Source organism: Tardiphaga sp., assembly GCF_028290785.1.
Taxonomy (GTDB): Bacteria; Pseudomonadota; Alphaproteobacteria; order Rhizobiales; family Xanthobacteraceae; genus Tardiphaga.
Genome location: NZ_JAQGJD010000338.1, coordinates 1 through 6,558 on the forward strand (window position 1 = coordinate 1; position 6,558 = coordinate 6,558).

At 66.2% G+C, this 6,558-nt stretch carries 6 protein-coding genes; 1 reads left to right on the forward strand and 5 read right to left on the reverse strand.

Annotated elements, in window-relative coordinates:
* The 3 genes from JWR89_RS21850 to JWR89_RS21860 form a co-directional block, all read right to left on the reverse strand.
* On the reverse strand, positions 1 to 1,987 hold a 1,987-nt coding region (locus JWR89_RS21850), incomplete at its 3' end, for an ATP-binding cassette domain-containing protein (protein ID WP_299720106.1).
* Between the two features lie 2 nt (positions 1,988 to 1,989).
* Positions 1,990 to 2,859 (reverse strand): branched-chain amino acid ABC transporter permease, encoded by an 870-nt coding sequence (locus JWR89_RS21855; RefSeq protein WP_299720107.1) that lies wholly within the window; start codon positions 2,857 to 2,859, stop codon positions 1,990 to 1,992.
* Positions 2,860 to 3,192: 333 nt separating this feature from the next.
* Positions 3,193 to 4,380: an ABC transporter substrate-binding protein gene (locus JWR89_RS21860; RefSeq protein WP_299720108.1), complete on the reverse strand. Its 1,188-nt coding sequence runs from the start codon at positions 4,378 to 4,380 to the stop codon at positions 3,193 to 3,195.
* Positions 4,381 to 4,623: 243 nt separating this feature from the next.
* Here JWR89_RS21860 and JWR89_RS21865 point away from each other — a divergent pair, with 243 nt between their 5' ends.
* On the forward strand, positions 4,624 to 5,049 hold the full coding sequence (locus tag JWR89_RS21865) for a nuclear transport factor 2 family protein (RefSeq protein WP_299720109.1): 426 nt from the start codon (positions 4,624 to 4,626) through the stop codon (positions 5,047 to 5,049).
* A gap of 169 nt (positions 5,050 to 5,218) precedes the next feature.
* Here the strand turns inward: JWR89_RS21865 and JWR89_RS21870 are convergent, their stop codons facing one another.
* Together JWR89_RS21870 and JWR89_RS21875 are read right to left on the reverse strand one after the other, a co-directional pair.
* The gene (locus JWR89_RS21870; RefSeq protein WP_299720110.1) at positions 5,219 to 5,947 is read right to left on the reverse strand and encodes a GntR family transcriptional regulator; all 729 of its coding nucleotides are present in this window, start codon (positions 5,945 to 5,947) and stop codon (positions 5,219 to 5,221) included.
* A 106-nt stretch (positions 5,948 to 6,053) separates the two neighbouring features.
* The coding region (locus JWR89_RS21875) for a tripartite tricarboxylate transporter substrate binding protein (RefSeq protein ID WP_299720111.1) at positions 6,054 to 6,558 on the reverse strand (505 nt) is incomplete at its 5' end.

Genomic DNA, 6,558 nt, shown 5'->3' on the forward strand with positions numbered 1-6,558 from the left:
TTCGGATATCGTTCAGGATCACGTCGCCCTGCACCGGGCGCAACAGGCCGGCGACGGCGCGCATCATGGTGGACTTGCCGGCGCCATTGGCGCCGATCAGCGCCACCATCTCGCCGGGCTTCACCTGGAAGCTGACATTCTGCAGCACCGGCGCGGCGCCATAGCCGGCGGAGAGGTCGATGGCGGTGAGCACCGCATCTTGCGAACCGGCCCAAGGCGTGGTGCGCGCGCGCGCCTGCATGCCGGCGGCGCCGAGATAGGCGGCCAGCACCTTCGGATCGTGGCGGATGTCGTTGGGCGTGCCGGCGGCGATCGGCGTGCCGGCGTCGAGCACCACGATGTGGTCGGAAATCCCCATCACCAGCCGCATGTCGTGCTCGACCAGGATCACCGCGATGCCGACATCGGCAATCCTTCGCAGCAGTCCGCTCAGCGCTTCCTTGTCGGAGGCCATCAGGCCGGCGGCGGGTTCGTCGAGCAGCAGCACGCGCGGGCGCATCGCCAGCGCGCGCGCGATCTCGACAAGGCGGCGGTCGACATGCGGCAGGTCGCCGGCGGCGGCGGCCAGCGCGCCCTTGTAGCCGACGAAAGCGATCAGCGCCTCGGCGGCCTCTTCGTCGGTCGGCGTCGCCGCAACGGACAGCATCGAGCCGAGCGCGCCGCGGCGCATCGCGATCAGCACGTTGTCGCGCACGCTCATGGTCTCGAACAGTTTTGTGGTCTGATAGGTGCGGCCGATGCCGGCGCGCGCCACTTTCCACGCCGGGGCGCCGGCGAGTTCCTCGCCGCCGAGGCGGATGCTGCCGGTGCCGGGTCTGTAGAAGCCGCCGATCATGTTGAGCACGGTGGTCTTGCCGGCGCCGTTGGGGCCGATCACGCTGGTGACCTTGCCCTGCCTGGCGACGAAGGAGACGCCGGACGCCGCCTTGATGCCGCCGAAGGTGATGCCGATGTCGGAGACTTCGAGCGGCGCGCGGTCGTTCTGCCCCGTAAGAAACACGGCGACATCGAAATTGCCGGCGATCGCGATGCGCGGATCGAGCCGGCGGAACAGCCGCGCGACGGTGCCGAGAATGCCCTCCGGCGCCAGCCACAGCACCACCAGCAGCAGCGCGCCGAAGAACAGCAGGCGATACTCGGCGAGGTTCGACAGCAGTTCCGGCAGCACCACGGTGATCACCGCGCCGACCGCGGGGCCGAGCACCCAGCCGGCGCCGCCGACGATGCAGGCGAACAGGAACAGGATCGACTGCGAGAACGGGAACGAGTCCGGCGACACGAACGCCAGCAATGCGGCGAAGATGCCGCCGGCGAGGCCGGCGAACACCGCGGACAGCATGAAGGCCGCGGCCTTGACGCTGACCGGATTGAGCCCGATGGAGCGCGCCGCGACCTCGGCGTCGCGCACCGCGACCATCGCCTTGCCCCAGGCGGAGTTGGCGAGGCGATAAAACAGGTAGGTCGAGACGCCGGCGATAGCGATCGCCAGCAGCGCGATCTCGCGCTCGGTGAACATCAGCCGGCCGAGCATCGGCGACGGCAGGTTCATCAGCCCGTTGGAGCCGCCGGTGAGGCCGCGCCACTCGATGGACAGATGCTGCACGATGAAGGCGAAGGCGATGGTGACCATCGCCAGATACGGCCCGCTGACGCGCAATGCCGGCAGCGACAATAACAGCCCGATGGCGCCGGAGATCAGCCCGGCCAGCGGCAGCGCGAGCCAGAAGCTGATGCCTTTCAGCGTCAGGATCGCCACCGTATAGGCGCCGATGGCGTAGAAGCCGACATGGCCGATGGAAATCTGCCCGGTGAGGCCGACCAGGATATTGAGACCGACGCCGACGATGGCGGTGAGCGCCACCATGGCCAGCACGAACGGCACGTAGCCGTCGGCCTTCGCGGCATAGAGCAGCGCGAGGCCGGTCAGCAGCAGCACGCTGAACGGCATCAGCATGGCGCGGACCGAGAAGCGGGTGAGCATCGTCATCGTCAGACCTTGTTGATCGCGGCACGGCCGAACAGGCCGTTGGGCATCAAGGCCAAGGCCGCGATGACGATCGAGAACACCACGATCTGGGTATAGACCGAGCCGAGATAGGAGGTCACCAGCGCCTCGATCAGGCCGTAGAGCAGGCCAGCGATGACAACGCCCCAGGCCGAGCCCATGCCGCCGAGGATCGCCACGGCAAACGCCTTGATGCCGAACAAGGTGCCCATCTCCGAGGAGACGCTGAACAGCGGCGCGATCAGGATTCCGGCGAGGCCGGCGAGTGCCGTGGACAGCGCAAACGAGATCGCCACCGTGCGGTGCACGTCGATGCCCATCAGCCGGGCGGCGTCCGCGTTCTGCACCACCGCCAGCAGCGTCTTGCCGCGGCGGGTGTGGCGCAGCACCAGATGCAGCGCCAGCGCAATGCCGACGCCGACCAGCGGGATGACAAGCTGCAGCGGATAGACGCCGGCGCCGAAGATCTGCACCGGCGCGCTGGCCAGAACCGAGGGAAAGCCGCGCGGCTCCTTGCCGAAAGTGAACAGCACGGCGTTGTCGAGCACGATGCCGGCGGCCACGGTGGCCATCAGCCAGGCGCTGGAGCCTTTCGAGACGAACGGGCGCACCAGGAAGCGCTCGACGACGAGCCCGAACAGCGCGCAGATCGCCAGCGACGCGACGATCGCCAGCGGCATCGGCCAGCCGTATTTGATGCCGAAGGTGTAGCCGAGCACGGCGCCCAGCATCATCGCCGAGCCCTGCGCGAAGTTCACGGTGTTGGAGACGACATAGGTGATGTGAAAGCCGAGCGCGATCAGCCCGTACATGGAGCCGAGACCGATGCCCGAAATGATGGCGGAAGCGAGCATGGGAGTCCTTGAAACGCCGTGATCGTCATTGCGAGGTCAGGGAAAGTCAATTGGCTTTCCCCTTAGCCCTTGCGACGAAGCAATCCAGTCTTTGCTTGTGGCTTCTGGATTGCCGCGTCGCTTCGCTCCTCGCAATGACGAGCTTGTAGCTGATCTTAACCTTATAGCGGCAACTGCACTTGGCTGTCATTCCGGGGCGGGAGCAGCGTGAGCTGCGAGCGCACCTCAGCCGCTCCAATTGGAGCGGCGGGGAATCTCGGTATGTTCAAAACACGTCGGGATCCCGGGTTCGCGCGGGCTGCGCCCGCACGCCCCGGGATGACCCCTTCGGGTTCAATTCACCAATGGCAAAATCTCGTCGCCCTTGAAGTAGGTGAACAGGTAATCCGACGGCGACAGCGCGTCCTGGTTATACTTCGAGAACGGCTTGTCGTACTTCTTGATCAGCCCGTCATAGCTGCCGATCTCGTAAAACCCTTCGCGGAGCTTCGGGCCTTCGGTGGAACCGGCCTTGGCGATTGCCAGCGCGGTGAGGTGCATGGCGTCGTAGGCGTTGGCGATGCCCACCGCGGGGGTCACGTCGGCGGCGGTCTTGATCTCCGGGAACTTCTTCTTCAGCGCCTCGAACACCGCGACCGACTTCGGCGAGGTGTTGCCGGAGAAGCTGAAGGTCTGGATGAAATGCACCTTCTCGGCCGAGGGACCCGCGAGTTCGGTGAAGCGGCCGCCGGCCGGGCCCCAATGCGACACCACCGGCACCTTCCAGCCCATGCGGTCCAGCGACTTCACCACCTGCGCGGACGGCGCGACGTTGGCGACCAGGAACAGCGCATCGGCGCCGGCATCCTTCAGCCGGGTCAATTGCGGCACCACATCGACGTCGCCGGTCTCGAACTTCTCGATGCCCGCATAAGGCAGCTTCTTGGCTTCCAGCGCGGTCTTCAGGCCGGCCTCGTTGGACTCGCCCCAGGGATTGTTGATCAGGATCATGCCGGGCTTCTTGGCGGCGTATTTCTTCACGGCGTAGTCCACCAGCGCGACATCGACCAGCGCGTCCACCGCGGAGACGCGGAACACGTAGTTCTCAGGCGAACCGTTGCGGGTGATCGCCGTGCCGGCGGCCCACACGCCGATGAACGGCACCTTGGACTGGTTGGCGAACGGCACGATGGCCATCGACACCGGCGTATCGACGCCGCCGAAATACGCCACGACCTTCTCGCGCTGCACCAACTCGCGCGCGGCGATCACGCCCTTGGCGGGATTGCTCTCGTCGTCGCGCACCACGAGTTCGACCTTCTTGCCGAGTACGCCGCCCTTGGCATTGATCTCGTCGATCGCCAGCGACAGGCCGCGCACGATCGCCTCGCCTGATTTCGCGGACTGGCCGGACATGGCGGCGACCACGCCCATCTTCACGGTTTCCTGCGCAGCGGCCGGCAGCGCGAAGGCCAGCGACAGCGACGCCGCACCGGCGGCAAGCAGCAGGCGGCGGGAAAATCTCGGCAATGCTGGTGTCATGACGGAACCCCTTGAAATGAATGAAGCTGCGTATTTCCAAGCAAGCGGTGTGCCACGGCGTATGCGATTGGAAAGCCTGCGAAATCGAAGATAGTCCCGCGCCTATTGCGGTTTTGGCCGCTGGCGTGCCTAATATCCGCACAGCGCCCGCTCAAATCGTATACAATTTATCGACGCAAACGGATACAGTTGTGGCACCCGGCTTGCTTGGCCACAGTCCATCACGTCTCAGGAGATCCCGCCATGCCGTCCTCTGCCGCCGCGCCCCTGCCCGATGAATCCGCCGAAGCCGCTGATATCGTCGAGCGATTCCTGGTCGCCTCGATGGTGCCGGATCCCGAGACCGCGGCCACCTTCATGACGCCGGACGTCGCCATCACCTTCACCGGCGGCCGCCCCTTCAAGCACCCGCGCGAAACCACCGCGTTCAACGCCATGCGCTACAAATGGGTGAAGAAGAAGATGGAGCGCACCGACGTGGCGCGGGGCGATGGCGAGACGGTGGTCTACAATACCGGCACGCTGTACGGCGAATGGCACGACGGCACAAAGTTCGAAGGCAACCGCTACGTCGATCGCTTCGTGGTGCGCGGCGGCAAGATCGTGCAGATGGACGTCTGGAACGACAGCGCGGAACGGATTTTGATGCGACTGGATATCGAGGCGTAGTTCGCCGCCGCCGCACACGCCGTGTCGTCCCCGCGCAGGCGGGGACCCATACGCCGTGCAAGCGTGTGGCGGCATGGCGGAGAGTACCTGCCGTGACCAGGGGACGGAGGCTATGGGTCCCCGCCTTCGCGGGGACGACTCGCCGAGGGGCCCTGCGGACTCTTGAACCTCACTTCCGCTTCTTCGCCTTCGGTGCCGCCTCCAGCGCATACGGCGCCAGGATGTCCTGGATGTCGCGCGGCTTGGCCGGATGGGCGGAGATCAGCGCGCGGTCGGCGACAGCGTCGAGATGGTGGTCCATCAGCGCGGTGGCGCGGGCGGCATCGCCGGAGGCGAGTGCAGTGATGATCTCGCGGTGTTCGCTGACGGCGCATTCCGGCGAGTGCGGCCGGTTGTAAAGCGCGAGGATCAGTCCGCAGCGCGACGCCACCTCGCTGACATAGCGCGCCAGCACCGGATTGCCGGTCATTTCCGCCAGCTTGATATGGAACGCAGTGGCCAAGCGAATCTGCAGCGGCATGTTGCTGCCATGCGCGGCCTGCTCGGCATCGACATGAGCCTTCAGGGCCTTGATCTGCTCACGCGTCAGGCCGCCGACCAATCGTGCGACCACCAGCCGCTCCAGCCCGATCCGGACGTCGAAAATGTCGCGCGCCTCGGTCCAGCTCGGCGTCGCCACCGCGGCGCCGCGGTTGCGGCGCAGCTCGACCAGGCCCTCGGCGGCGAGCTGCGCCAGCGCAGCGCGGACGATGGTGCGGCTGGCGCCGAACTTTTCACCGATGGCGTCTTCCGGCAATTTGGCGCCGGGCTGCAGCGCCTGTTCTATGATGGCGTGCCACAGCGCCTTGTAGATGACGGAGGTGCGGTCGGTGGCTGGGGTCGGAGTGCTCTTGGCCATCGCGTGCTGGTATCACCGGGTTGAGACGCGTGATTGCCACGAAGCCCATGCATTTGCAATTTGGCCCGGCCCCGATGCGGAGCCGGGCGGGCGGACGGCGACGGCGTTACTTGACGTCCTTCAGCAGCACCTTGTTGTCGGCGATCTCCTTGACCAGCAGTCTGTCCATCTCCGCCGGCTCGATGGGAAACGGCTCGACGCCGAGCCGCTTCAGGCTGGCCTGCATCTCCGGCGTGGCGAGCAGCTTGACGCCTGCGGCGTGCATCTTGTCGATGATCGGGCGCGGCGTCTTCGACGGCACGAACACGCCGAACCAGCTGGTGCTGACGCCGGTCTTGTAGCCGACCTCGGCGAGCGATGGCACGTCCGGCAGTTCGGCGGCGCGCTTGTCGCCGGACACCACCAAAGCGCGGACCTGGCCCTCCTTGACCAGCGGCAATGCCGTGGAGATCGGACACATGTAGAAGTCGATGCGGCCGCCGAGAATGTCGGTGATCACTTCGGGGCCGCCGCGATACGGCACATGGGTGGCCTCGAAACCGGCGGCGAGACGGAATTTCTCGGCGCTGATATGCACCGCGCTGCCGACCCCCACCGAGCCGAAATTGATC